Origin of the sequence: Saccharicrinis carchari (assembly GCF_900182605.1) — a bacterium.
In the GTDB taxonomy this organism is placed as follows: Bacteria; Bacteroidota; Bacteroidia; order Bacteroidales; family Marinilabiliaceae; genus Saccharicrinis; species Saccharicrinis carchari.
The window spans coordinates 470,423-496,820 of record NZ_FXTB01000003.1 but is presented as its reverse complement, the minus strand read 5'-3'; the positions used below and the strand labels follow the sequence as shown (position 1 = coordinate 496,820).

At 41.6% G+C, this 26,398-nt stretch carries 20 protein-coding genes; 13 read left to right on the top strand and 7 right to left on the bottom strand.

The features are described 5' to 3' along the window. On the top strand, window positions 1–516 hold the full coding sequence (locus FN809_RS08800; protein WP_142533127.1) for a shikimate kinase: 516 nt from the start codon (window positions 1–3) through the stop codon (window positions 514–516). A gap of 63 nt (window positions 517–579) precedes the next feature. On the opposite strand, the gene frr is transcribed toward FN809_RS08800, so the two are convergent. Next, window positions 580–1,143, bottom strand: a complete 564-nt coding sequence (gene frr / locus FN809_RS08795; protein ID WP_142533126.1) for a ribosome recycling factor — start codon at window positions 1,141–1,143, stop codon at window positions 580–582. 422 nt (window positions 1,144–1,565) lie between these two features. Here frr and FN809_RS08790 point away from each other — a divergent pair, with 422 nt between their 5' ends. The 4 genes from FN809_RS08790 to FN809_RS08775 all read left to right on the top strand — a co-directional run bounded on the left by FN809_RS08790 (window position 1,566) and on the right by FN809_RS08775 (window position 5,889). Continuing rightward, a complete protein-coding gene (locus FN809_RS08790) occupies window positions 1,566–2,267 on the top strand; it encodes a succinate dehydrogenase cytochrome b subunit (protein WP_142533125.1) in 702 nt (233 codons plus the stop codon). A gap of 21 nt (window positions 2,268–2,288) precedes the next feature. Next, entirely contained in the window at window positions 2,289–4,226 is a 1,938-nt protein-coding gene (locus FN809_RS08785; protein WP_142533124.1) for a fumarate reductase/succinate dehydrogenase flavoprotein subunit, read from the top strand. A 41-nt stretch (window positions 4,227–4,267) separates the two neighbouring features. Beyond that, window positions 4,268–5,023 carry a succinate dehydrogenase/fumarate reductase iron-sulfur subunit gene (locus FN809_RS08780; RefSeq protein WP_142533123.1) on the top strand — a complete coding sequence of 252 codons (756 nt, stop codon included), beginning with the start codon at window positions 4,268–4,270 and terminating at the stop codon, window positions 5,021–5,023. A 164-nt stretch (window positions 5,024–5,187) separates the two neighbouring features. Beyond that, window positions 5,188–5,889 (top strand): hypothetical protein, encoded by a 702-nt coding sequence (locus FN809_RS08775; RefSeq protein ID WP_142533122.1) that lies wholly within the window; start codon window positions 5,188–5,190, stop codon window positions 5,887–5,889. A 13-nt stretch (window positions 5,890–5,902) separates the two neighbouring features. Here FN809_RS08775 and FN809_RS08770 read toward each other — a convergent pair whose 3' ends face one another. The 5 genes from FN809_RS08770 to FN809_RS08750 form a co-directional block, all read right to left on the bottom strand. Further along, window positions 5,903–6,823, bottom strand: a complete 921-nt coding sequence (locus FN809_RS08770) for a CPBP family intramembrane glutamic endopeptidase (protein WP_142533121.1) — start codon at window positions 6,821–6,823, stop codon at window positions 5,903–5,905. A 398-nt stretch (window positions 6,824–7,221) separates the two neighbouring features. Further along, entirely contained in the window at window positions 7,222–9,057 is a 1,836-nt protein-coding gene (glmS, locus tag FN809_RS08765; protein WP_142533120.1) for a glutamine--fructose-6-phosphate transaminase (isomerizing), read from the bottom strand. 131 nt (window positions 9,058–9,188) lie between these two features. Continuing rightward, the gene (locus FN809_RS08760) at window positions 9,189–11,147 is read right to left on the bottom strand and encodes a DUF4954 family protein (RefSeq protein ID WP_142533119.1); all 1,959 of its coding nucleotides are present in this window, start codon (window positions 11,145–11,147) and stop codon (window positions 9,189–9,191) included. A 225-nt stretch (window positions 11,148–11,372) separates the two neighbouring features. Continuing rightward, window positions 11,373–12,803 carry a DUF4270 family protein gene (locus FN809_RS08755; RefSeq protein ID WP_185957509.1) on the bottom strand — a complete coding sequence of 477 codons (1,431 nt, stop codon included), beginning with the start codon at window positions 12,801–12,803 and terminating at the stop codon, window positions 11,373–11,375. 78 nt (window positions 12,804–12,881) lie between these two features. After that, window positions 12,882–13,694, bottom strand: coding sequence for a glycogen/starch synthase (locus FN809_RS08750; protein WP_142533117.1), 813 nt, complete (start codon window positions 13,692–13,694; stop codon window positions 12,882–12,884). Window positions 13,695–14,091: 397 nt separating this feature from the next. Between FN809_RS08750 and panC the strand changes: the two genes are divergently transcribed. The 4 genes from panC to radA all read left to right on the top strand — a co-directional run bounded on the left by panC (window position 14,092) and on the right by radA (window position 17,339). After that, window positions 14,092–14,943, top strand: coding sequence for a pantoate--beta-alanine ligase (gene panC, locus FN809_RS08745; RefSeq protein WP_142533116.1), 852 nt, complete (start codon window positions 14,092–14,094; stop codon window positions 14,941–14,943). After that, the gene (gene panD / locus FN809_RS08740; RefSeq protein ID WP_317131255.1) at window positions 14,940–15,293 is read left to right on the top strand and encodes an aspartate 1-decarboxylase; all 354 of its coding nucleotides are present in this window, start codon (window positions 14,940–14,942) and stop codon (window positions 15,291–15,293) included. The genes panC and panD overlap by 4 nt, the downstream gene beginning before the upstream one ends. Window positions 15,294–15,348: 55 nt before the next feature. Beyond that, complete coding sequence (gene rfaE2 / locus FN809_RS08735; RefSeq protein ID WP_142533115.1) at window positions 15,349–15,855, top strand: D-glycero-beta-D-manno-heptose 1-phosphate adenylyltransferase; 507 nt, start codon at window positions 15,349–15,351, stop codon at window positions 15,853–15,855. Between the two features lie 116 nt (window positions 15,856–15,971). After that, window positions 15,972–17,339: a DNA repair protein RadA gene (radA, locus tag FN809_RS08730; protein WP_142533114.1), complete on the top strand. Its 1,368-nt coding sequence runs from the start codon at window positions 15,972–15,974 to the stop codon at window positions 17,337–17,339. Between the two features lie 290 nt (window positions 17,340–17,629). Here the strand turns inward: radA and FN809_RS08725 are convergent, their stop codons facing one another. Next, window positions 17,630–19,990, bottom strand: coding sequence for a transglycosylase domain-containing protein (locus FN809_RS08725; RefSeq protein WP_142533113.1), 2,361 nt, complete (start codon window positions 19,988–19,990; stop codon window positions 17,630–17,632). A 199-nt stretch (window positions 19,991–20,189) separates the two neighbouring features. Here FN809_RS08725 and topA point away from each other — a divergent pair, with 199 nt between their 5' ends. The 4 genes from topA to porK all read left to right on the top strand — a co-directional run bounded on the left by topA (window position 20,190) and on the right by porK (window position 26,323). Then, the gene (gene topA / locus FN809_RS08720; RefSeq protein ID WP_142533112.1) at window positions 20,190–22,637 is read left to right on the top strand and encodes a type I DNA topoisomerase; all 2,448 of its coding nucleotides are present in this window, start codon (window positions 20,190–20,192) and stop codon (window positions 22,635–22,637) included. Between the two features lie 18 nt (window positions 22,638–22,655). After that, complete coding sequence (locus tag FN809_RS08715; RefSeq protein WP_142533111.1) at window positions 22,656–23,819, top strand: arginase family protein; 1,164 nt, start codon at window positions 22,656–22,658, stop codon at window positions 23,817–23,819. Window positions 23,820–24,006: 187 nt separating this feature from the next. Next, window positions 24,007–24,954, top strand: a complete 948-nt coding sequence (locus FN809_RS08710) for a PorP/SprF family type IX secretion system membrane protein (protein ID WP_142533110.1) — start codon at window positions 24,007–24,009, stop codon at window positions 24,952–24,954. A 40-nt stretch (window positions 24,955–24,994) separates the two neighbouring features. Next, on the top strand, window positions 24,995–26,323 hold the full coding sequence (gene porK / locus FN809_RS08705; RefSeq protein WP_142533109.1) for a T9SS ring complex lipoprotein PorK/GldK: 1,329 nt from the start codon (window positions 24,995–24,997) through the stop codon (window positions 26,321–26,323). Window positions 26,324–26,398 lie beyond the last annotated feature (75 nt).

The following is a 26,398-nucleotide window of genomic DNA, read 5'->3' as shown; positions in this document are numbered from 1 at the left end:
ATGACACAAAGGGTTTACTTGATAGGATTTATGGGCAGCGGCAAGTCAACGTTGGGACGGTGGCTTGCCGATACCATGGAAGGATGGACTTTTTTGGATCTGGATCATTTTATCGAGAACAAATTCCATAAAACCATTGCTCAAATTTTTGATGAAAAAGGAGAACAAGGTTTCCGGCAAATTGAAGCTATGTGCCTTAATGAGGTAAGTTCTTTTGAAAAGGTTATTATTGGAGCTGGTGGAGGGACACCCTGCTTTTTTGATAACATGGAAGTGATGAACAACAGCGGATTAACAATTTACCTGCAACTGCGACCCGAGGTGATTTACCAACGGCTACAAACTTCTAAAACACAGCGACCGTTGATATCGGGAATGCAAGGGATAGAGCTCCTCAACTTTATTAAGCATAAATTATCGCAAAGAGAGCCATACTATCTTAAGGCAAAGCTAATTGCCGATGCCGAAAATTGGAAAATAGTAGATTTTGTGAAGGCAATAGCAAAGCATAGTTAGGGATTAAACGAAGTAAAAAAGGGTTTTATCATTTCGGATAAAACCCTTTTTTTTAAGCATCACCTATATGGTTAATATATCCTTTTCCTTGGCCTTGATACGTTCTTCTATAATATCCGAATAAGAGTCAGTAAGCTTTTGCACATCTGCCACAGCATCCTTTTCCATATCTTCGGGCAAGCCGTCCTTGAGCATCTTTTTTAATTCATCGTTGGCCTCACGTCGTAAATTTCGCAGACTGATACGCGCCTCTTCGGCTTCTCTTTTAACCTGCTTCACTAAATCTTTGCGCCGCTCCTCAGTCAGTGGTGGCACATTAATGCGCACCAACTCCCCATTGTTTTCCGGGTTAAGGCCTAAATTGGCCAACATAATAGCTTTTTCAATCGGAACAATCATTGCTTTTTCCCAAGGCTGTATAACTATTGTTCGGGGATCCGGGGTATTTATATTGGCCACTTGTTGCAAGGGAGTCATCGATCCGTAATAATCAACCATAATGCCCTCCAACATACCGGGGTTGGCCTTTCCAGCTCTAACCTTAATTAGTTGGTGATCCAAATGTTCAATGGTTTTGTCCATCTTCTCTTTGGTCACATCCATTAATAATTCAATTTCTTCGGTCATGGGATAGTGTATTTTGCTGCGTTTATTTTATAAATTTGAGCTAACATTAGCACACGAATAGCTATCTGATAACTTTAAGACAAAAATATAAAACTTTGCTTAAATTAAAAAGAGTAACTTTAAGTGCGTAATTTAGATTTAGGTAAGCCATAAAAATGGAGCGTTGCCGCATTAATGGTATGCTAACAGAACCTGGCAACATTAAAAAATGTACCAGGCCATATTGCCTTATGTAATTTTACTATTAAACACATACCAAAGTCAAAAAATAATGAATGTAAAACGTTAGCAACACATAATTAGAAGGATTTTAAATAGAGATTTATTTCTTTATTCCCATTGTAAAACACCGTTAACAAATTATCTTTGCAGGCATAAATGCCAATTATTAAAATAATTTAGAGATTTAAATATAAAACTGTATGAGTAATTTATTTTGTTCCTCGATTGGGAAGAAGTTACTGATGAGCTTATCAGGGCTTTTTTTAATTACCTTTTTGGTGATACACCTTGCGGTGAATTCTTTGCTTTTATTGTGCGACGGCGGAGATACATTTAATGCGGCAGCTCATTTTATGGGTACCAACCCTTTAATTAGAATTATGGAACCTATATTAGGGCTTGGTTTTTTTGTGCACATACTTTATGGTAGCTTAATAACTGCCCAAAACAATAAAGCCCGCGGAAGCGATAAGTACAGCTCCGGTAACAAAACAACCGATGTAATGTGGGCCTCAAAAAACATGTGGGTGCTTGGCCTTACAATCTTTGCATTTCTGGTAGTTCACGTATGGCAATTCTGGGTTAAGATGAAAATTACCGGTGACCCACTTTTAGCGGAAACTGTTATTGACATCGCAGGTGTAAAAACACAGGTGGTAAATGCCTACGCATTAGTCAATGCTACTTTTTCACAATTATGGGTGGTGATTTTTTATGTGTTGGGCTCTTTAGGTTTAGCGCTGCATCTTACTCATGGTTTTTGGTCGGCATTTCAAACTCTTGGTGCCAGCAACAATATTTGGCGTAAGAGATTAACCATTATAGGTATAATCTTCGCATGGGCCGTAGGCATCGGATTCTCCATCATCGCCGTAGGACAGTTTTTATTTTTTCAATCTTAATCCATTAATAATAGTTGAGATATGAAGTTAGATTCAAGGATACCCGAAGGGCCATTGGCTCAAAAATGGGAAAATTATAAGCATAACCAAAAATTGGTTAACCCCGCAAACAAGCGAAATCTGGATATAATCGTTGTAGGAACCGGATTGGCAGGCGCTTCGGCTGCTGCTTCTTTAGGCGAAATGGGTTTTAAAGTAAAAAACTTTACCATCCAGGATTCTCCGCGCAGAGCACACTCTATTGCTGCCCAGGGTGGAATTAACGCCGCCAAAAACTATCCCAACGACGGCGATTCGGTACACCGTTTATTTTACGATACCATTAAAGGAGGTGACTACCGCGCCCGCGAAGCCAACGTTTACCGCTTGGCACAAGTAAGTAACGACATCATCGATCAATGCGTGGCTCAAGGCGTACCTTTTGCTCGCGAATACGGTGGCTTGCTCGACAACCGCTCTTTTGGAGGATCGCAGGTAAGCCGTACTTTTTATGCCAGAGGACAAACAGGACAGCAACTTTTGATAGGAGCCTACCAAGCGTTGATGCGTCAGGTTAATGCAGGTAGTGTAGATTTACACACCCGCACCGAAATTGTTGACATTGTAGTTGTAGATGGCAAAGCACGCGGTGTTATTGCCCGCAACCTGGTTACCGGTGAGTTCACCCGTCACTTTGCTCATGCCGTAATTTTAGCCACAGGAGGATACGGAAACACCTTCTTCCTAAGTACCAACGCTATGGGATCTAACGGATCGGCAGCCATTAAAGCCTACGAAAAAGGAGCTGTTTTTGCCAACCCTTGTATGGCACAAATTCATCCCACCTGTATTCCTGTACATGGCGAATTTCAATCGAAACTGACTTTAATGTCCGAATCATTGCGTAACGACGGACGCATCTGGGTACCCAAAAAGAAAGAAGATGCAGAAGCTATACGAGCCAATAAGCTTAAGCCGACAGACATAAAGGAAGAGGACAGGGATTATTACCTGGAAAGAAGATATCCTGCCTTTGGTAACCTGGTACCCCGCGATGTTGCCTCTCGTGCTGCTAAGGAAAGATGCGATGCCGGTTTTGGCGTAGGGTCCACCGGATTAGCCGTTTACCTTGATTTTAAAGAGGCTATTGAACGATTAGGGGAAGACACCATTCGTGCACGGTATGGAAACCTGTTTCAGATGTACGAAAAAATTGTTGACGACAACCCTTACGATACACCTATGATGATATACCCTGCCATCCATTACACCATGGGTGGTATCTGGGTGGATTACGAATTGCAAACCACCGTACCCGGACTATTTGCCGCCGGAGAAGCTAACTTCTCAGATCATGGTGCCAACCGTCTTGGAGCCTCTGCGCTGATGCAAGGTTTGGCTGATGGGTATTTTGTATTGCCTTACACGGTACAAAATTACTTGGCCGATGATATACGTACACCAAGGATGACGGGTGAAGAAAAAGAATTTGTGGAGGCCGAAAACGCAATTAAAGCCAAATTCGAAAAATTACTGGCCGTTAAAGGTAAGCGCTCTGTCGATAGCTTACACAAAGAGCTTGGCCTGGTAATGTGGGACTTTGTGGGTATGGCTCGTAACAAAAAAGGGTTGGAGCACGCCATCGAAAAAATTGCCGAGATTAAAAAGGAATTCTGGTCTAATGTGAAGATACCCGGAACAGGTGAAGGCATGAACGTGGAACTGGAGAAGGCATCACGTCTGGCCGATTTTATCAACATTGGCGATTTGATGGCACGAGATGCACTCCAACGCGAAGAATCATGTGGAGGACACTTCCGTGAGGAATACCAAACAGAGGAAGGAGAAGCTTTACGCCAGGACGATAAGTTTGCTTATACCGCTTGCTGGGAATATCAGGGCGAAGAAAAAGCACCTGTGATGCATAAAGAAGACCTTACCTTTGATGTAGTTAAAATCGCTCAGCGAAACTATAAATAAGGGTGTGAGTTAATTGAGGTACAATAGTTAAACAGAGAAAAATGGATAATAATATAAGTTTAGATCTAAAAATTTGGCGTCAGAACGATGCAAAAGATAAAGGTCGTTTTGAGACATACCATTTAGATACAGTATCGCCCGATTCCTCATTTCTTGAAATGATGGACATACTGAATGAACAGCTCATCAACGAAGATAAAGAACCGGTTGCTTTTGACCACGATTGCCGCGAAGGTATCTGCGGAATGTGTTCCTTATACATAAACGGTCGCCCACACGGACCGGACGACGATATCACTACTTGCCAGTTACACATGCGCAGGTTTAAAGATGGTGAAACCATTACCATTGAACCGTGGCGTTCGGCCGGATTCCCGGTAATTAAAGATTTAATTGTAAACCGCAACGGATTCGACGAAATAATTGCTGCGGGCGGTTATACTTCGGTAAGTACCGGAGGGGTACCCGATGCCAATGCAATACCCATTCCTAAGCACGATGCCGACGAAGCGATGGATGCAGCGTCCTGTATTGGTTGTGGTGCCTGCGTGGCTGCATGCAAAAACGGATCGGCCATGTTGTTTGTTTCGGCAAAAGTGAGCCACCTGGCTCTTTTACCACAAGGTAAAGTAGAGGCCGCCCGACGCGCCAAAGCCATGGTAAGTAAAATGGATGAGCTGGGCTTTGGTAACTGTACCAACACCGGTGCCTGCGAAGTAGAATGCCCTAAAGGTATATCTATAGCTAACATAGCCAGGCTAAACCGTGAGTATTTGAGTGCCAAGCTAAAAGACTAAACTACGCATCCTGCGTATGTAAATATTAAACGGCCACTTTGATTTTCAGAGTGGCCGTTTTTATTTTATCAACGGCTCCCATTCATAGTATTATAATATGATTTGCAGTTACTTATATTTTTATCTAATTTAGATGCCAATGCTTCACCACTAAAATGTTTTGAATGCCGTACAGACGTCTGCCCAATACAGATATGGCTCGATTACGCGCCCTAAAGGCTGCCTTTGAGAAAGGTAAGGCCAACTATCCGTATAATATTGCATATGCGCAAAAGCTCTACCACAAAATTCAAGGCGTATTGCCTCAGTTTGAGCAAGCCGTATCGCAATATAATTACAGTAAGGAACGGCAAATTACCTGCAGTAAACAAATGCTAGAACATTTTAAAGCGGCTCGGCTGTACGTTTCGCATTTTATTCAGGTATTGAATTTTTGTATCATCCGTAACGAAATGAAGCCTGCTGTACGCAAATATTTTGGCCTCTCGATCAACGATAAAACCGTACCTGACCTTAGCACAGAGCAACAACTAATGATATGGGGGAAACGCATAATAGAGGGTGAACAGAAACGCACCATGGAAGGTGGATCGCGAATTTACAACCCTTCAATAGCCATGGTACGCATTAAGTTTGAGAAATTTCTGGAATACTACAACAATCATAAAGACTTAGTGGGTACAACACAAAAAATGCACGAAAAAGTACAGCAAATGCGCGACAATGTAGATGTGCTTATTGTAAAGCTATGGAACGGGGTAGAGGAGAATTACAATCATTTAAACCCTACCGAAAAAAGACAGGCTTGTACGGAATATGGCGTTGTATATGTTACCCGCTCCGATGAAAAGGTAAAACCTGAATAAATTGATGCAGCATTTACCTTTGCGCTTCGGAAGCAACCTTGTTATTTAATCGTTTGCATAACAACAAGCTTAGTGTTATCACTACAGCACTTGTAACAACCCAAAAAACATCAGGGTATTCACTACCCGCTTCTAAAGGATTGCTTGCAGTCTGATTATCGCTCATATACCATTGATACACCAAAAAAGCCATAAAGTTGTTGGTAAAATGCGCCAATATGGGCAGCCATATATTACCACTAAAAACCATCAAATAACCAAATATCAACCCTAAAACAAAACGTGGTAAAAATCCAAAAAATTGAATATGGATGGCACTAAAAAGCGCAGCAGTAAAAAACACCGCCCAATGCACATTTTTAAAAATAGCATGAAATACCCGCTGCAGGGCACCTCTGAACATGAGTTCCTCCCCTATGGCCGGTAAAACAGCAATAATAACAACGTTAATAATGTGGTGCGACCAATGGGTGCTAACTAAAAATATTTCAGTAATTTGTTGTGCGGCGGCTTCCTTTTGGCGCATCCATTCTTCCAGGTTTGCCAGGTAGTCGGGCAAAACCAATGCATGGTTTATAACACCCAAAAAAGTAATAAAAGGCTGAGCGGCCACAACTACCAACACCGAAAGAATCAAATAAATTCCCGTATTTTTTCCTAAAGTCCTGTGCCGGGGTAAAAACACACCCTTGGTGAGCCACTCAAAAAAAACAGGAGGAAGAATAAATAAACCGATGCTCTGAAATACCTGAAAGAACTTTAAAAACGTGCTATTGGCCATTAAAACATTCATATTGCTTAGCACTTCGGAACCCCAAAATAAAACAGCCACCGCTATAGCAAACACGGAAATTAAAATCCACAACGAGAGGGTTAAAATGATAAGGAGCAAAAGCTGCTGCAAGGGTGTGGTACTATAAAAATATTTCTTCACAAAATTACTTTTGAAACGTACAATATAATCGTATGCGTTGAGGAAGCAAAAATAAAAATGGCTACCTACTCGTGATTAAAAGATAGAATTTATAAGGTATCGTCAGCTTTGTAAGTGTTTTTTTATCTAAGCTTGCACCGGCATTCCCATCTCTTTCCGGTTTTGTACCACTTAATTTAATTGTTGCCTTTTAATAATTCTTTACGGACTACAATGCCTCTTTTATATGCGTGCGATAGCGCGGGAATAAGCAGGCCATTAAATTATAATACTAACCAATACGTACGGAAAAAAACCAAATCGCATACCCCTTATTGAAGAAGTAGGTAAAGAAATTCCCTTCCTGAACCTACTACTCCTGCCTGTTCGCAATTGTTAAGCCATCCGAATTAAGTCACTTATTCTACCGTAACAGACTTAGCCAAATTCCTTGGCTGATCCACGTTACAGCCTCGCATAACAGCAATATAATACGAAATTATTTGCAACGGCACCACGGTCAGTAACGGGGCTATTGCTTCGTGCGAATCGGGCACCTCAATCACATGATCCGCCAGTTGTTTGATGGTTTCGTCTCCTTCAGTTACAATGGCAATTACTTTACCACTACGCGCCTTCACCTCCTGTATGTTGCTAACAATTTTTTCGTATGATTTATCCTTGGTAGCCAAAACAAATACAGGCATATTTTCATCGATAAGGGCAATTGGGCCATGTTTCATCTCGGCTGCGGGATAGCCCTCGGCATGTATGTACGAAATTTCCTTTAGCTTTAAGGCGCCTTCCAAAGCTACCGGAAAAAGGTAACCTCTACCCAAATACAAAGAGTTGGTAGCATCCTTGTACTTCTCGGCTATTTCTTTGATATAGGATTCCGATTTGAGTATGGAAACAATTTTTTCGGGCACCAGTGTGAGTTCCTGTATCAGCTCTTTGTATAGTTGATCGTACATGGAGCCACGTTTACGTCCCAGCATAAAAGCCATCATGGCTAAAACGGTAACCTGTGAGGTGAAGGCTTTGGTTGATGCCACACCAATCTCGGGTCCTGCATGAGTATATACGCCGGCATCCGTTTCGCGGGGAATTGAAGAACCTACTACATTGCATATGCCCAGTATAGTAGCGCCTTTTTCCTTGGCCATTTTTATCGCCGCCAGCGTATCGGCCGTTTCGCCACTTTGCGAAATGGCTATCAGCACATCGTCAGGCGTTATCACCGGGTTTCTGTATCTAAACTCCGATGCATATTCCACTTCAACCGGCAAGCGCGCGAACTCTTCAAAAAGATACTCGCCAACCATGGCGGCATGCCACGAGGTGCCACAGGCCGCTATAATAATTCGTTTAGCCTGCGTTAATTTAGGCATAACATCGGTAATGCCGCCCAAAAATATTTTTGATTTATCGATAGCTATCCTTCCTCTAAACGTATCTCCAATAGAAGTAGGCTGCTCGTGAATTTCTTTGAGCATATAATGCTCATAATCTCCCTTATTTATCTTGTCGATAGTAAGTTCAATTTTTTGTATTTTGGGTTTTAAGGCATCGTTTTGAATGTTTTTTAACACCAAATCATCTTTAGTAATAATGGCAACGTCCTCGTCGTTCAGGTAAATCACCCTATCGGTGTACTCTATAATGGGCGATGCATCTGAGCCAAGGTAGTATTCCTTATCGCCAACACCTATTACCAACGGGCTTCCTTTACGTGCCGCTATCAACTGGTTTTGTTCATCGGCACAGGAAATGACCAGACCGTATGCACCCACAACTTTCGATAAAGCAAGCCGTACGGCTATTTCGGCACATACGTTTTGCTCTAAATAGATATTTTCAATTAAATTGACCAGCACTTCGGTGTCTGTATCGCTCCGAAACTGGTACCCTCGCAGCTCAAGTTCTTTTTTGAGATGCGCATAGTTTTCGATAATACCGTTATGTACGAGCGTAAATTTGCCATTCATAGAAGTGTGTGGATGTGCATTTGCGTCGCTCGGTTCGCCGTGTGTGGCCCAGCGCGTATGCCCCATACCAATGGTGCCCGACAAAGGTTCTCCCTTGGCATGCATTTCCAGATCATTTACTTTTCCCAGACATTTATAGGTATGAATGCCCGAGTTTAACAAGGCAATACCCGCCGAGTCGTATCCTCTATATTCTAATCGTTGTAAGCCTTTAATTAAAATCGGGTAGGCCATTTTATCTCCTACATAGGCAACTATTCCGCACATAACAAATACTTTATTTTAAATCTATACAAAAGCATATCCCGAGTTTTATACTCGTAAAATCAACTCTCAAAATATGCCACTCTTAAGCACACTAAAAACTATGACAAGTATGCAGCCATATTCACGTATTATTATCGACCCAGTCTCGCAATAAGCTGGCGAGCTTTTTGATTGTCCTTTTCGTATTCCAACTCAATTTCTTGAACAAAAGAATTAGCGCTCATTGTTCCACGTATCGCCTCAAAATCAATATCCTTCATTATATGTTCCCCATCTCTACCGTAGCCCGTTTTACTTTTTACGTTAAACTCTTTTTTGGCATCCAATAGGATAGCACTTTTAATTTTATTGTTACTATCTATCCACCTTTCCAGAAAATTAATAATTTCTGTGCTTCCACACGATGCAATATCGATACTAAAGTAGCTTTGAAGTATTTGCAGTGCGTGTGCTTGTTTTAAGCTCGGATATGCTTCGGCCTCACTTTTAAAAAAGCTGTTCCATTGGTTAATCTCAATTTTATTCCCTTCCACTGCACCCATCCAATTTTCTAAAGACGCGCTATTAACAATTAATCCGGCCACATCGAGCCACACATGGTTATCCGGAGAAAAATCAGCTCTCTTGCTTAAAAAATCATCCCTCTCCAACAATTCAACTAACACATCGCCCACATATTTAATCAAAGCCTGTTCGTAAAGCTTAATTCCCCTTTGGATAGAGGAAGGCGACATTTGAATGTTCTTATACATGATATGTCTGGCTTCGGCTTTTACTTTTTGCCTAAGCTCTTCTAACACGCGTATGCCTTCAGTTATTTTATCGATGGTATATGGGTTTAGCGCATCCTTTACCAAATAATCCAGACGATGCGTTCCCTTTCGGTTATCACGATTAGGCCATTTTTTAACATCGCGGACAGTACCTACATTAAACAGATTTTGACCGGGTATCAAAACACTTTTACCATTATCTTCGATTAGATACGAAAAAGGAAGTGAGGTGGTGTCTGTGTTACTGTAATGATTGCCTAACAACATGGTAAAGGCACCTATTTGCGCAGGCCAAAGTACATAAGCATTACTTCCTGTGCGTCCCCCTCGCTCAATTGTGCCCTGGTGAACGGGCCCCAGCTTATACATATGGTTGCTTTGGTTGGTTCCGCTGCCGGCATTAAAAAAAGAATAATATCCTGCAATCAGTAAGGTCGACTTATGGTGTGTAACCGTATAGGGACCGGCAAATATACTACACGCCTCTCCCTGCAAACATTGACTGTTCGAAAAGAACAGCGAATTATCAGCGGTAAACGAATTACTTATTTCACAGCCCTGCCCCACAAAACATTGCCTTAAGTATACCCCATCGCTGACCCTTGAACCCGACGAAACAATAAAATTTTGGGCATTTACGCCTTCACCTATGTAAACAGGTGCCTCCGCAGAACTATTAACGGATCCATTATTTAATAGCGTAACCCCACTAAGATGTGCCGAATTACCCACAATAATATTCTTAAGATTTCCGCAGTTAACAAGCACGGCTTTTTCACCAATTCTTCCTTGCGATGAGCTCACTCTATTTACATAACTACGGATAGACTGTTGTAGGCTCGTAATTAATTTCGGGCGGTACCGATAAAATGCCATCATATAAGCTGTATGCACCGATAGCTCATCGTACATGAGTACTTCTCTGCCCCCACCTTCGTTGATGGCTGCAACTTCAATTCCGTTTCCAAAGCTGCTTTCACCTTCCACAATTAAGGTAGCTACATTTTGAATAATTGCACCTTCGCCCACAAAGTAATTTGAAACAGATGTGCCTATATTTTTAATGAAGCACTGGTCATTAACAATGCAGTTGTGAATATGGGCATTATAAATTCCAGCCATATCGGAAACCCCGGAAGGTAAATTTATTCGCTCGGTAAACAAACCCAAACAATTGATGCCCGAAAAAACAACATCCTTAATGTTTGATGCTATGAAATTATCCGTCACCTGTATTTTATCCCATCCATCAAGGGAACGGCAATTCTGTTTTTTCAGTAAAACTATTTCTTCCTCTCTTAAGTTTCTGTACAACATCGCGCAAAATTGTTGATTTGGTTTTATGAAAGAGTAAAAATAAGAAAACAAATTAAATGGCCTAAGAAATATTTGAGCATAAAAAAACTGCCCACATTTAATGAGGGCAGTTTTTTTAATTTCTATCGGATAAGTATTTGGGTGTTACGTCTCGATTTGGCATGCGCATACAGATAGCTATTCAACTTTGTTTTTATGAAATTCTCTCTGCCTGCCTTGCCTCTATCAATCAACTACCACATACCTCACGGCCAGGTTAGATGACTTTAGCGTTTCGTCCGAATTTACTTTTTCAATGTTCATACCATGCAGAACAACACGGTTAAAGTTAAACTCAGGCGCAGGAATACCCAGGTAAAACTCCTGATATTTTTTTTGACTATTGCCCGAAATCTGCGGATGGATAAACTCTTCAAAAAAACCAGTTTGCATGCTAAAGGTATACTTTATATCACCACTTTCGGTATTGGCACCTTTTCCGCCTGTAAAAACGGGCACATTGGTATTGCTTAGGTTAAGGTCAAATGATGGTGGCACAAAATTACCATTGCTATTTAAAACATAAAGGTTTAGTGCCTCCGGTAAATTATCTTTATAATTTTTATCTGCGAGCGTATCCAGATAAAAGCTCAATTCAACCGAGGCAACACTGGTTATAGGACCATTTAAATCCTCGTCCGGAGAAGGCAGTATCTCTTTCCATTTAGAAATAAAAGCATCCGTAATATTAATTTTACCCCTTGTGCCTCCCATACCCTGTACATATATTTTATCTACATTATTTTCACCTGTAAAATCAATATTTGTATTGGTATAGTCGTGGGTATAACGGATAGTCTTCGTAGCTTCCTTGTTTATAGGATATAGTTTAGGAATAGTATCATAGGCAATACTTTCCTGGCCGTCCGCGTCTGTCAAAATATTCCTACGCCTGATAATAACGGCCAACTGCTGCGATAGGTTCGACTCCGCGGTATACGGAATGCGGAGTACCGATCCAATTCTGTCATCTATCTTTTCGGCAGTTACATAAACACCTTTAAACAGGTTTTTAAAGCTTTCTGAATTGGTTATGATAGCCGAATCCGCCTCAAACAGCTCTAAACCAACTGCATCATCAATAGCGATAGCAATATTATGCACATAATTTGCCGTTTGCCACAAAGTGTCTCGGGCACCGTTTTTAATTTCAAATGTATCGGTTCCTATGGGCGCAGGGTAGCAAAGTGGTAAAGGGTCAAAATCCGAATGATAATCCATGTCAGGATCTAATCTTTCCTGCAATCGGTACACCGTTACTTTTTGTTTAGCCAGGGTGTCACCTATCCATGAGTTGTTAGTGTACTGCAACCTCAGTTCGGTTCCCAGATACTCATAATCCTCGTTATAATTTAATTTCACCGTATCATCAAGGGTGTTGCCCAGCGAAAATTCACTTGCAAACCCTGCACTGATGCTTCCGTAAACAGAGTCGTTGTACTCCCCAATCATCAAGTAATTTATCGCGTTAAAGTCAACCTTCCCAAAAGCGGAGGTATTGGTAGCCCTAATGGTGTCGCCTGATGAAATGGAAATTCTGGTATCTATCAGATTACCACCGAATATTTCTGCTCCTATTTCGGCCGGCTTATCTTCGCACGACCAAGCAACTAGCATAATTAGGCCAAGCGCAAGCATTTTCTCTGCTCGCAAGTAAATGGTATTTCGTATCCGCACTTGTAAAGTTTTAAAGGATTATTTGTTCATCAATTCGTCGTAGAACTTATTATAGGCATCAATATAAGTTTCTTCGTCGTGATATTTTAAAAATGGCTTGCCGGAGGCCTTAGCATAATCAGTGATATTCTTATTGGCATCTGGATGACCTTCAATGATTCCGTCGCTAAAGTTGATAGCCAATTTGCTCAGGTTCTCATAATTAAAGGGTGTCAAACCGGCATAATCACTTTTTTCGATACCTTCCATTGCAAACTTCTCAGGGAATGTATCAGAGAAAGTACTTTTAAAATCGTCGTTATATATGCTATAAACCAACTTCGATTTGGCAAAATGCGGATCTTCGTTCATGGCCTTTTTTATTATCAGAGGCACTAATCCTGTAAACCATCCGTGGCAGTGGATAATGTTGGGTGCCCACCTCAGCTTTTTTGTAGTTTCCAAAACGCCTCGGGCAAAAAATATGGCTCGTTCGTCATTATCTTTAAACTCCTCTCCATCCTTTCCTACGAATATATGCTTTCTGTGAAAGTAATCCTCGTTGTCGATAAAGTAAACTTGCATTCGAGCAGCTTGTATCGATGCTACTTTAATAATTAACGGATGATCTGTGTCGTCAATTATTAAATTCATTCCCGAAAGTCGGATCACTTCATGTAGTTGGTTTCTGCGCTCGTTGATACAGCCAAAACGTGGCATAAACGTCCTTATTTCTTTTCCCTTTTCCTGAATGCCCTGGGGTAAGAACCGACCTATTTTCGACATCGATGTTTCCGGAAGGTAGGGCGTGATTTCCTGGGAAATAAATAAAACCTTTGTTTTTTCCTTCATATTTTGTTGATGATAATTGCTTTGTGAAAACTGTAACAGAGCACAAAATTAGCAAAAATATTGTTCTCAAACAACGACAGCATTTTATATTAAATATACACCGTGGTACTTAAGGCTCTAAATCAAATCTAAAACATATGTTTTATTGTTAATTTCACCTCTCTCAGTTCATATATTCTTATGTAATAGGGTTTATGTGCTTTTATTGTAGCATTATTATTATTTACTTTGTGCGTTTTTTTTTAAGAAGATAAAAAGGTCAGTGGTATTCATGTATTTATCTTAACCCCACATCTTATTTTGCCTGTGCTTAAATATACAATAGAATGATGGAAAGGATGCTTGCATGGTGGAAAAAACGGAAAAGACCATTCATTGAGAAACAAATTTTAGATTGATGGAAATCGTTACTAAGTCAGAAGAGCTTAAAAAAATGGTAGGCAAACATAAGGAGGAAGGCCTAACAATTGGCTTTGTGCCAACCATGGGCGCCTTGCACCAAGGCCATTTAAGTTTAATAAATAAAGCAGCCACTTGTACAGATATTGTGGTTGTAAGTATTTTTGTAAACCCCAATCAGTTCAATAACCCTGACGACCTGAAAAATTATCCGCGAACCATTGACGAGGATACCTTGTTATTAAATAGCACAGCTTGCAATATTTTGTATCATCCATCAGTTAACCAGGTGTACCCAAATAAAGATACCAGAACATTTGACTTTGGCATGCTTGACAAGGTGATGGAAGGTGAATTCAGACCCGGACATTTTAATGGGGTGGCACAGGTAGTAAGCCGATTTTTTGACCTGGTGCAGCCCGACAAGGCTTTTTTTGGCGAAAAGGACTTTCAGCAATTGGCCATTATTAAAGCCATGACAAAAATGCTTAATTATCCGGTAGAGATAATAGCCGGCGAAATAATTAGAGAAAAAGATGGTTTAGCCCTCAGCTCGCGCAATGCAAGGCTCAACTACGAACAACGGAAAGCTGCTCCTTTAATTTCAAAGGTATTAATGGAATCAAAACCGCTGATGAACACTAAAAATATAAAAGAAGTTGTTAATTTTGTGGTCGAAAACATTAATAAGTCCGCCCTGTTAAATGTAGAGTATTTTAATATTGTGGATGGTGACACACTGCAAACACTTGATAAATGGAGCCAAAGTGATTATATTGTAGGCTGCATAGCAGTATTTGCGGATAAAGTAAGATTGATTGATAATTTGATTTACAAAAAACTTTTATGATGCACATTGAAGTTGTAAAGTCTAAACTGCACAATGTTTCGGTTACCGAAGCCAACCTCAATTATGTGGGCAGCATTACCATTGACGAAGATTTGATGGATGAGGCCAACATTATAGAGAACGAAAAAGTGCAGGTAGTAAATAATAACAACGGCGAACGCATAGAGACCTATGTAATTAAAGGCGAACGCGGTTCGGGCGTGATATGCCTTAATGGTGCCGCTGCCCGAAAAGTGGCGGTAGGCGATATTGTGATTATTATTACTTATGCCTCCATGCCCTTTGAAGAGGCCAAACAGTTTAAACCCCGATTTGTGTTTCCGGATACCGAAACAAATAAACTGGTGTAAACACAACTGATAATTTAAATAGCCCCGGTTTTTCCGGGGTTTTTTTGTGATAAAAATGAGAACAGACAGATCGTTTAAAACAAAAATAGTTTCATCTGCACAAGCTGTTGAAATAGTGCAGCAGTGGCAGGAAAACAGGCAAAAGGTAGTTTTTACTAATGGATGCTTTGACATTGTGCACCGTGGACATGTTGAATATTTGTCGGCTGCAGCCCAAAAGGGCAACCGCTTGGTATTGGGTTTAAATACCGATGCATCGGTAAAACGCATAAAAGGGCCCACACGTCCAGTTGTGGATGAGCATAGCCGAGCTACTATTTTAGCTGCCTTTGAATTTATCGATTTAGTAGTGCCTTTTGATGAAGACACCCCTTACGAGTTAATTAAAGCTATACAGCCCGATGTGCTGGTTAAGGGAGCCGATTACAAGGCCGAGGATATTGTGGGCTATGATATTGTTATGCAAAAAGGAGGATCTGTAGAAACCATTGAATTTGTAGCGGGTTTTTCAACGACAGATATTATCGGAAAATTAAGTAATCCGGGAACAATTAATAACTAACAGCGTACGCCCTGCCTGTTAATAAACAGGCCATTAACGCCCGGTTATTTCACTCCAGTTTATTTTAACAAAGAAGCAACTAATCTGTTTATTTCTGATCTTTTAATTTTAAACATATGGCCAAAACCAAATCTGTTTTTGTTTGTCAAAACTGCGGTACCGATTCGCCCAAGTGGGTTGGCAAGTGCAATGCCTGTGGTCAATGGAATACCTTTGTTGAGGAGTTGGTGCATAAATCCCCTTCAAAATCGGGCATAGTCCATGATTTTTTTGACACCAGCGCTTCAAAGCCAATTTACATCAATGAAGTCCCTGTTTCGGATTTGCCCCGTATAAACACCTCCAACATTGAACTCGACAGAGTGCTGGGTGGTGGTATGGTGCCGGGATCCATGATTTTGGTAGGTGGCGAGCCGGGTATTGGAAAATCCACATTGGTCCTTCAGATGGCCTTACGCATCGGCACTCAAAAAGTGCTCTACGTTTCGGGCGAGGAAAGTCCGCAACAAATAAAGCTCAGAGCCGATAGGATACATAAGGGTAACGAAAACTGTTTGGTGGTGAGCGAAACCTCACTGGAAAAAATAATGGGTCATATTAAAAGTGTAAAACCCGATTTATTGGTTATCGACTCTATACAAACCCTGAGCAGCGAAAGCATTGAATCGTTGCCCGGCAGCGTTTCGCAAATCAGGGAATGCACAGGCGCCATATTACGTGTAGCCAAAGAAACTAATTTGCCCGTTGTGTTAATAGGACATATCAACAAAGAAGGTAATTTAGCCGGGCCAAAAGTGTTAGAGCACATGGTTGATGTGGTGCTTCAGTTTGAGGGAGACAGGAACCACATGTACCGCATTCTCCGCTCCATAAAAAACAGGTTTGGATCAACAGCCGAGATAGGCATTTTTGAAATGTTGGGTGATGGTTTGCGCGAAGTAGCCAACCCCTCGGAGCTACTCCTCTCCTACCACCACGATAATTTGAGCGGAGTGGCCATTTCTGCCGCCATCGAAGGGATGAGGCCTTTTTTAATAGAAACACAGGCTTTGGTGAGCACGGCTGCCTACGGCACCCCGCAGCGTTCAGCCACCGGTTTCGATTTGCGGAGATTGAACATGCTACTGGCCGTATTGGAGAAAAGAGCAGGTTTTAAACTGGCCGTTAAAGATGTGTTCCTGAATATTGCCGGCGGAATCAAAGTAAACGATCCCTCTATCGACTTGGCCGTTGTGTCGGCTATTCTCTCCTCCAACATCGACATACCGTTAACGCAAAAAATTTGCATGGCTGGCGAAGTAGGCCTGTCGGGCGAGATACGGCCTGTGACACGGATTGAGCAAAGGATAGGAGAAGCCGCTAAATTAGGCTTCGAGCAAATAATCATACCCAAATTTACCAAAGGGCCCCATTTGGCTAAATACGATATACAAATAACACAAGTAAGTAAACTCGAAGAGGCTTTTAAGCTGTTGTTTGCGTAAGCAAGGGTATCGCTCAGCGTAGATGCCCTTGGTGAAAACCTAACCAAAACAACCAAGGGGCTGTCTCAAAAGTCAAAAAACATTTTGACGTAACTTACAAATTGCAAGTAATATGTAAATGGTTCTTCCCTTTGTTCCTGAGAACAAGGGGAAGTACGGGCTCGTATTTTAACCCGGGGTATCGCCTGGAGCGATGCCCTTTGGTTTTTGATTGTTAGCTGCAAGAAACTAAGAGACTTTGCTTAAAAAAACGAGAGCTTCGTTTAAAACGAAACCCTCGTTTCTTACCACTACATAAACTCTTCCTCCGTGCCATTGACATACTCCTCTTCAACCTCTTCCCCTTCAATGCTGGTTTTTATGTCGTCGCTGCAATCCAGCGATATATTAAAGTTAACAGGCTCCTCAAAAACATCCTCCTCCGTTATGGCCAGCGAATCATCGGCATAAACCTGCTTCATATATAAGGCCCATATAGGCAAGGCCATATTAGCCCCTTGCCCCATGCGTATACCATCAAAATGGATATCCCTGTCTTCGCCACCCACCCATACACCGCTTACCAAGTTAGGTGTTACACCAATAAACCAGCCATCGGAGTGGTTTTGCGAAGTGCCGGTTTTGCCTCCCATTTGCCCGGTAAAATTATATGTGTAGCGCAAACGTATACCGGTTCCCCTATTTACAACCCCCTGCAGCAAGTTTAACATTAGATAAGCTGTCTGTTCGCTTATCACTTCTTTTTTATTGGGACTAAACTGGGCAATTACATTGCCGTACCGATCCTCTATCCTCGAAATCATCAGGGGTTCAATGCGAACACCCTTGTTAACAAAAGTACTGTAGGCACTTACCATTTCATTCAACGAAAAATCCGGAGTACCTAAACATAGCGAGGGTACGGGATCAATGGGACTCAGTATTCCCAACTCGTGTATCATATCGGCCACAGCTTTCGGATTATATTGCTTCATCACCCATGCCGAAATGTTATTATTGGAGTTGGCCAGCCCCCACTTAAGGGTCACCATCTCGCCTTTACGGCGCCTGCCGTCGTCTCGTGGCGTCCAGGTCTTTCCGTCGGGGAGCACAAATGTTTGCGGTATGTTTGGTACCAAATCGCAAGGCGTATGCCCTTCTTGCATGGCCAGGGTATATACCAAAGGCTTGATGGTGGATCCCACTTGCCGCTTACCCTGAGATACCATGTCATACATAAAATATTTAAAATTGGGTCCTCCCACATAGGCTTTCACATGGCCGCTATTGGGGTCGATGGAAAAAAAGCTGGCCCTCAAATAATATTTAAGATGTATGATACTGTCTAACGGAGTTAGTATCGTGTCGCGTTCGCCATCCCAGGTAAACACCTTCATAGGCACCGGAATTTTAAACGATTCCATTATTGAATCGCGGTCTATTCCTTCCTTTTGCATGTTCCGGTATCTATCGGAATTGCGGATGGCTCTGTTTATAATACCTTCGTATTGCTCCTGTGTTATTTTATTGGTAAAGGGTGCGCGTGCACGTCCTTTTTTTTCTTTAAAAAACGCTTTCTGCAAATCATTGGCTAAGTGTTCCTTCACCGCATTCTCGGCATAGGTTTGCATTTTATAGTTAACGGTGCTGTATATTTTTAAACCATCGCTATAAATATTGTAGCGTGATCCATCGGGCTGCAGCGTTTTGTTTATAAAACCATAGATAGGGTTGTTTTCCCATTCAATGCTGTCGGCAATAAATTTATCGTTCAAATACGAGGGATAATTTTCTCTTTCGGGTTTCCTGGCCGTAAGGGTAAGACGAATGTGTTCGCGAAAATAAGGGGCTACACCTTCCTTATGATCCCTACGGGCAAACTTTAGCGTTAGTGGTATATTTTTAAGCGAATCGTATTCGGAATCACTTATATGCTGTGCCTTGCGCATCTGATTTAAAACCACGTTACGTCTAAATTCAGTGGTATCTTTCCGTCGGACAGGGTTAAAAAGAGACGGATTTTTGAGCATGCCCACCAATACTGCCGCTTCCTCTATTTTTATGGAGTCTGTAGTGGCCGCAAAAAATGTTTGTGCTGCCGATTGAATACCGTAGGCATCGTAAATATATCCCACCTTATTCAAATACATGGTTAATATTTCGTTTTTGGTGTAGCTACGCTCCAACTTAACCGCAATCACCCATTCGTTAAGCTTTTGCAAGCCTCTTTCCCATATATTTTTTGCGGGCTCGTGGAATAACAGTTTGGCCAACTGCTGTGTGATGGTACTCCCCCCTCCGGAGCCTTTGTCGCCAAGTATTAGGGTGCGAAAAACCACCCTTGCCAATCCGCGGGGGTCTATCCCCGAGTGATCATAAAAACGCAAGTCTTCCGTGGCTATAAGTGCATTTACAATATTGGGCGATAGATCGGAATAATCAACGTAAGTCCTGTTTTCAATGGCAAAATTACCCAATATCTTGTGGTCTTCTGAAATAACCTGACTGGCCAAATTGCTTTTGGGATTTTCCAGCTCCTCAAATGAAGGCATAATACCCAAATAGCCTTTAGCTATCAATAAAAACAACAGGAATACGAAAAGTAAGCCTAATAATATACTGCCCCAAAACCATCTTAGAAACCTGCCTACACCTTTGCTGTTTGAACTCATAATGTTGTATGTTGATTTTTATGGCGTAAAAATAGTATTTTTACTTTACATCACCCTTTTAGTATTGTAAGGATTATTTTATAAATTTGACGCCTTTAAAATAACCCGTATAAATAATTCCTTGATAAATAATCAATTTGATAAAACAAATCAGATTTTTTTGAGAAAAAAGGAATTAAACGATATAAGATCAGAGTAGATGGCAAAAAAAAGTAGTGCAAGCGAAAAAAATTTGGTAATTGTGGAGTCTCCCGCCAAGGCAAAGACCATTGAAAAATTCCTGGGAAAGGATTTTTTAGTGAAATCGAGCTACGGGCATATACGCGATTTGGCCAAAAAGGATTATGGTGTTGATGTTGCCAATAACTACAAACCGCATTATGTGGTTTCCGACGATAAAAAGGAGGTGGTAAAAGAATTAAAGAAACTGGCCAAGGATGCTGAAACGGTTTGGCTGGCTTCGGATGAAGACCGCGAAGGAGAAGCCATTGCGTGGCACCTGTACGAAGAATTAGGCTTAACACCCGAAAATACAAAACGCATTGTATTTCACGAGATAACAAAACCTGCCATACTTAAGGCAGTGGAAAATCCCCGCGATATAAATATCAATTTGGTAAATGCACAACAAGCCCGACGCGTATTGGACAGGCTGGTGGGTTTTGAACTTTCGCCCGTGCTATGGAAAAAGGTAAAACCCTCGCTTTCTGCGGGTCGCGTGCAATCGGTTACCGTAAGATTAATCGTGGAACGCGAAAGGGAAATATTTGCCTTTAAACCCGAATCATCCTACCGTGTAACCGCGGTATTTACCATTACCAATGACGATGGTAAAATAACGGAAATAAAAGCCGAATTACCGAAGCGATTTAAGAGCCCTGAAGAAACAACATCTTTTTTAGAAAGTTGTAAGGGAGCCAACTTTAGCGTTAGCGATGTTAGCAAAAAGCCCTTAAAAAAATCTCCGGCAGCTCCTTTTACTACGTCTACCCTGCAGCAGGAGGCTAGCCGAAAGCTCGGTTTTTCAGTAGGACAAACCATGTCAGTAGCACAGAAGCTGTACGAGGGGGGTAAGATAACCTACATGCGTACCGATTCGGTTAACTTATCCGACACAGCCCTTAAAATGGCAAGCGAACAAATTACATCAAATATGGGCGAAGCGTATCTGAAAATACGAAAGTACCATACCAAGAGCAAAGGCGCACAGGAAGCGCACGAAGCCATACGGCCTACCGACCTAAGCAAACCCGGGGTGAGCGGTTCGCAACAGGAACAAAAGCTATACGACCTCATCTGGAAACGCACCATCGCCTCGCAAATGAGCGATGCCCAACTGGAGAAAACCACAGTACAAATAAAAGCCGATGGAGTAAAAGAACATTTTGTAGCCAATGGCGAGGTAATCAAGTTCGACGGCTTTCTGAAAGTATATCTTCAATCTTCAGAAAATGAGGGCGATAACGATGAGGAAGAAGATGCTGGATTATTACCACCGATGAAGGTGGGCGATAAGCTTTCCTATAATGTGATAGAGGCACGTGAACGATGGAGCCAAAAACCGCCCCGCTACTCCGAAGCATCACTTGTTAAAAAGCTGGAAGACCTGGGTATAGGCCGTCCTTCTACGTATGCACCCACCATTTCTACCATACAGAACCGGGGTTATGTGGTGAAGGAAGAGCGCGAGGGGATAAAAAGGAATTACCGGTATATAGCGCTAAAAGACGATGCCCTTGTAAGTCAGGAAAAAACCGAAATAAGTGGTGCCGAGCGCAACAAACTCTTCCCCACCGATATAGGCATGGTGGTCAATGATTTTTTGATGAAGTACTTCCCCAATATCTTTAGCTACGATTTTACGGCGAAGGTAGAAATGGAGTTCGACGAAATATCCATGGGCAAAGTGGTTTGGAACGAGTCTATCGACGAGTTCTATCAAAGCTTTCATCAGCAGGTTGAGGAAACCCTTGAAAACTCTGAACGCAATACGGGTGAACGCCAGCTGGGTAACGACCCCAAAACCGGAAAACCGGTATTGGTAAAAATTGGTCGTTATGGCCCCATGGCTCAAATGGGTGAGAGCAGCGACGATGAAGAGGTAGAGAAACCCAAATTTGCCTCGCTACAAAAAGGCCAGCATCTGGAAACAATCACCCTTGAGCAGGCCTTGCGCTTGTTCGACCTTCCCCGCGACTTAGGACTTTTTGAAGACAAAAAAGTAGTTGTAGGCATAGGCCGGTTCGGGCCATACGTCCGACACGACGGCAAATTTGTATCCTTAAAGAAAGGAATCGACGACCCCTTGGAAATTGAACTTGACAGAGCTATTGAGCTGATCAAAGAAAAAAGAAAAGCCGACAAGGAAAAGCATATCAAAAGCTTTGAGGAAGATCCGGAAATACAGGTTTTAAACGGGCGCTTTGGTCCTTATATTTCTTACCAAAAAAAGAATTATAAGATACCCAAGGACACCGATCCCAAGGCACTTACCCTGGAGGACTGTCAGAAGTTGATTAAAGAAGGTGGTAAAAAAACCGGCAAAAAAGCCCCGGCTAAAAAAACCGCTGCCAAAAAAACAAGCGCTAAAAAAACTTCGACAAAAGCAACAAAAAAAACGGCTGCCAAAAAGGCTACCAAAAAGTAACATCCAAAAGTAAAGATTGTGCAGCTTAGTGATTTTTTCGAAACCGTAACACCTGCCAAAGTAATCAACCAATTAATGCCGTTGGAAGATACCTTGGGCAATCAAATCGTATATGGTATAGCAGATGGCTGGGACTTCAACGATCTTAAAAAATTTGAGGTAGCTATTGTGGGATTGGCAGATGATAAAAATGCGCCACAAAACCAAGGCTGCAGTCAGGCCGTAAGTACCATAAGAGATAGCTTATCGGCCTTACGGAAAACAAGCAGAGATATTCAGATTGTGGATCTGGGCAACCTGAAAGGTAAAACTTTAAATGACAGGTATTTTGCCCTTGCCGAAGTAACACAATTATTAAGCGCTTCAGGGCTGTGCATGCTCCTTGTGGGAGGGGGACAGGATTACGTGCTGCCGCTAACAAAAGGATTGGCCAGGGATAAAAATGATTTATCTGTAACCATCGTAGATGCAAAACTCGACTTTTGCCATAACGGAACCGATTTTAGCGCACACACCTTTTTATCCGAACTGGGTGCACATTACAATAAAGATATATTTGAATTGAACATACTAGGTGCACAAAACTATCTTTTGGGCGAAAGCCAGGTAAGTAAAATGAACCGGCTGGGATGGGAATGTGTGCGGTTAAAAGAATTAAGAGGCGAAAACATAGATTGTGCCGAACCGTTTTGTCGCGATGCCGAATTGTTTTGTTTTGATGTAGGCGCTATACAGCAAAGCTATTTGCCCTATTATTCAAATATTAATATAAACGGTTTTACCGGATACGAAGCTTGTCAATTGGCCTGGTATGCAGGTGCCGGAGCTACTTCAAAAGCATTTTGCTTAAGCGAATACAACCCTACAATTGATAAAACGGGCAAAGGAAGCATGCTCTGCGCAGAAATAATTTGGCATTTTTTAGATGCTAAGTCCCAGTATACAAGGGAGATACCCAAAGAGCACATGCAGGAGTATAAAATTTCTGTGGTTCATTTACACGATTTTGACGTTCATATACGTTTCTATTCAAACAGATTGAACAATAGATGGTGGATTGAAGTACCATGGAAAAACGGGATAAAATTACTGGCTTGTAGTAAAAAAGATTATTTGAAGGCACAAAGCGGTGAGTTACCCGATAAATGGTGGAAGTTCTATAAAAAACAAAACCAAGGATAAAACAGCTTTTTGTAAAATTAACATGTTTAACGAATAAAAACGAAACCTTTATAAATAAAATAAAGTATACGAACCCAGTTTTATGAGCACAAAATGTTATGTGTTTAAGTTTTAACGAACACAACATTAACAAGATGGGCAATCCAAATAAAACAGGCGTTCTTTGAGTTTTTTATAACTGAACCAAATGTTTAGGAGAATTCTGATTTTTGTTATATTTTGCGCGGCTGCGTTCCATGTTAATTCGCAATACGATCCGCAGTTCAGCCAAAATATGTTTAACAAACTTGCCGTTAACCCGGCGTTTGCCGGTGCAAACGAAGGGATAAATCTGGTGGCCTTAAACAGAAATCAGTGGAGAGGCAACATGGCCATAAAAACAACGGTTTTTAGTGGCGATATGCCAATCAAATTCATGGGAATAGATGCCGGATTGGGGCTTAACATTTTAAACGACGAAATAGGGAATTTTACCAATCTGTCGATGCATTTAACTTATGCAGTAAAATGGGAGCTTGACAAAGGAAGTCTATCGCTGGGAGTAAATGCCGGATTGCTAAATCAAAGTTTAAAAGCAATGTGGAATCTGGATAATCTTAAAGGCGATGTTTACGATGCCACCGACGGAAACATTCCGTTAACAGATCAATCGGGTTCGGCCTTTGATGCAGGTTTAGGGGTGTATTACAATAGTAAAAAGTTTTACGCAGGAGCCTCCTTATCACACATCAATAGTCCCGAAGCGAACTATAAAAATGAATTTAATTTTAAAACAACTGGAACATTTTACCTACTTGGAGGGTATAAGCATAAAATAGAAGATACGGCATACGAATTTTTACCTTCGTTCTTCTTTAAAACAGACAGAAGAAGCATACAGCTTGATATTAATGCACTGGTAAAATACAGAGGAAGATATTGGGGCGGACTGACCTATCGTTATCAGGATGCTATTGTATTGCTGGCTGGCATAGAAATGAAAAACGGCGTTAAATTTGGCTACAGTTATGATATAAGCACATCGGCTATTGCCGCAACCGGAAACGGGGGGACACACGAAATAATGGTAGGATACAACCTGGATATTAATTTCGAGAAAAGAACAAAACGCTATAAAAGCGTTAGATATTTATGATAGAGAACACAATTATAAAATACCGATAGTCTGAAATATTATGAAGAAAGTACTAGCTCTTAGTGTCATCGTTGTCACTATCTTAAGCGGATGTAGTAATTCTGGAGGAGGCGAACTTACCGGCGTACCTCTAAAGGGTACCTTTTACGAACCGGATCCATATGGCATGTTATTTATTCCGCAAGGAAGTTTTAACATGGGGCCTAACGATCAGGATGCTGCCTGGTCCATGACCGCACAGTCAAAAACAGTTTCTATCCGTTCTTTTTGGATGGACGAAACGGAAATAACCAACAGCGAATATCGCCAGTTTATTCACTGGGTGCGCGATTCTATCGCACGTCAGCTCTTAGGCGAGCAGTTTGAAGAATTCGTGATAACAGAAGATCTGTTAGGTAACGAACTGGATCCGCCTATACTGGATTGGGATGCAAGACTGGAATGGGACAACGAGGAGTATGCCGAGGTGTTGGAAGAAATGTTTTTACCGGAAAACGAAAGATTTTTCCGCAGAAAGGAAATTGATTCCCGCAAGTTAACCTATGAGTACGAATGGGTGGATATGCAACAAGCGGCAAAAAAAACCAATCGTTATAATTTTGAAACCAAACAGTACGAAGGGGTTACCTATGATCAAAAAGGTGAGGAATCAGCCATTAGCGACCGTTCTAACTTTATAATGAAAGATAATGTAAACGTATATCCCGATACTTTGTGCTGGATTGCCGATTTTACCTATTCATTCAATGAGCCCTGGACAGAAAAATATTTTTGGCACGTTGGTTTCTACGAATATCCCGTGGTGGGCGTAACCTTTAAGCAAGCTACCGCCTTTACCATTTGGCGTTCAAGATTGATGAACAACTTTCTGCGAAACAAAGGAGAGGCTGAAGTGATGGAATATCGCTTACCCACCGAAGCAGAGTGGGAATATGCTGCCCGGGGTGGTTTAGAAAATCAAATGTACCCTTGGGGTGGACTTTATACACGCAACGATAAAGGATGCTTCCTGGCCAACTTTAAACCACTTAGGGGCCGATATGCCGACGACGGTGGCAACACAACCATGGCAGTGGCATCCTATGCACCCAACGATTTTGGTTTGTTCGATATGTCCGGTAACGTGGCTGAGTGGACATCCGGAGCCTTTGATGAGTCGGCTTATAGTTTTACGCACGATTTTAACCCCGACTACAAATACAATGCACTGCCCGACGATCCACATGTAATGAAACGAAAAGTGATACGTGGTGGATCATGGAAAGATGTGGGATACTACTTACAATGCGGTACCCGCACCTACGAATATCAAGATTCCGCTAAATCGTTTATCGGTTTCAGATGTGTGAGAGATTATATTGGGGACTAAAAATTGATAACGAAATCAATTCATCTTAACTAAACTATTCGTAAACTTTGAGTAAGAAACAGATTAACACAATAC

Bases quoted from the DNA above. Each gene is read 5' to 3' on its own strand.
- FN809_RS08800 (WP_142533127.1), top strand. From the start codon at position 1: ATGACACAAAGGGTTTACTTGATAGGATTTATGGGCAGCGGCAAGTCA.
- frr (WP_142533126.1), bottom strand. From the start codon at position 1,143: ATGACCGAAGAAATTGAATTATTAATGGATGTGACCAAAGAGAAGATG.
- FN809_RS08790 (WP_142533125.1), top strand. From the start codon at position 1,566: ATGAGTAATTTATTTTGTTCCTCGATTGGGAAGAAGTTACTGATGAGC.
- FN809_RS08785 (WP_142533124.1), top strand. From the start codon at position 2,289: ATGAAGTTAGATTCAAGGATACCCGAAGGGCCATTGGCTCAAAAATGG.
- FN809_RS08780 (WP_142533123.1), top strand. From the start codon at position 4,268: ATGGATAATAATATAAGTTTAGATCTAAAAATTTGGCGTCAGAACGAT.
- FN809_RS08775 (WP_142533122.1), top strand. From the start codon at position 5,188: ATGCCGTACAGACGTCTGCCCAATACAGATATGGCTCGATTACGCGCC.
- glmS (WP_142533120.1), bottom strand. From the start codon at position 9,057: ATGTGCGGAATAGTTGCCTATGTAGGAGATAAAATGGCCTACCCGATT.
- FN809_RS08760 (WP_142533119.1), bottom strand. From the start codon at position 11,147: ATGTTGTACAGAAACTTAAGAGAGGAAGAAATAGTTTTACTGAAAAAA.
- FN809_RS08755 (WP_185957509.1), bottom strand. From the start codon at position 12,803: ATGCTAGTTGCTTGGTCGTGCGAAGATAAGCCGGCCGAAATAGGAGCA.
- FN809_RS08750 (WP_142533117.1), bottom strand. From the start codon at position 13,694: ATGAAGGAAAAAACAAAGGTTTTATTTATTTCCCAGGAAATCACGCCC.
- panC (WP_142533116.1), top strand. From the start codon at position 14,092: ATGGAAATCGTTACTAAGTCAGAAGAGCTTAAAAAAATGGTAGGCAAA.
- panD (WP_317131255.1), top strand. From the start codon at position 14,940: ATGATGCACATTGAAGTTGTAAAGTCTAAACTGCACAATGTTTCGGTT.
- rfaE2 (WP_142533115.1), top strand. From the start codon at position 15,349: ATGAGAACAGACAGATCGTTTAAAACAAAAATAGTTTCATCTGCACAA.
- radA (WP_142533114.1), top strand. From the start codon at position 15,972: ATGGCCAAAACCAAATCTGTTTTTGTTTGTCAAAACTGCGGTACCGAT.
- FN809_RS08725 (WP_142533113.1), bottom strand. From the start codon at position 19,990: ATGAGTTCAAACAGCAAAGGTGTAGGCAGGTTTCTAAGATGGTTTTGG.
- topA (WP_142533112.1), top strand. From the start codon at position 20,190: ATGGCAAAAAAAAGTAGTGCAAGCGAAAAAAATTTGGTAATTGTGGAG.
- FN809_RS08710 (WP_142533110.1), top strand. From the start codon at position 24,007: ATGTTTAGGAGAATTCTGATTTTTGTTATATTTTGCGCGGCTGCGTTC.
- porK (WP_142533109.1), top strand. From the start codon at position 24,995: ATGAAGAAAGTACTAGCTCTTAGTGTCATCGTTGTCACTATCTTAAGC.